At 52.8% G+C, this 269-nt stretch carries 1 protein-coding gene; it reads right to left on the reverse strand.

Going from position 1 to position 269, the window contains the following annotated elements; genetic code table 11:
• On the reverse strand, positions 1-269 hold a 269-nt coding region (locus SCA31_RS23610), incomplete at both ends, for a hypothetical protein (protein ID WP_410699444.1).

A 269-nucleotide genomic window follows, 5' to 3' on the forward strand; every position in this document is an offset into this window, starting at 1 on the left:
GTTGCGCGCCTTGACCGGCGCCTCACCGGCTGCCGAGGAGGCACCGGCAAAAGAGACCGCAGCAATAAATGTTGCCGCAGCAAAAGCGGCCTTCTGGAAAATGTTCATGATCTGACGTCCGTATCGTTTCGTGATGAAGCACGTCGCTTCAAAAGCCCTATTCGACCGGCATTTCAGGTCCGCAACACTATCACGCTTTTGTGACGGCCTCAATTTTTTCACCAGTCCATGTAACGAAACGCTGACAACAGCGAAAAGACGATCATGAC

The organism is Chryseobacterium sp. SIMBA_028 (genome assembly GCF_046535285.1).
Taxonomy (GTDB): domain Bacteria; phylum Bacteroidota; class Bacteroidia; order Flavobacteriales; family Weeksellaceae; genus Chryseobacterium.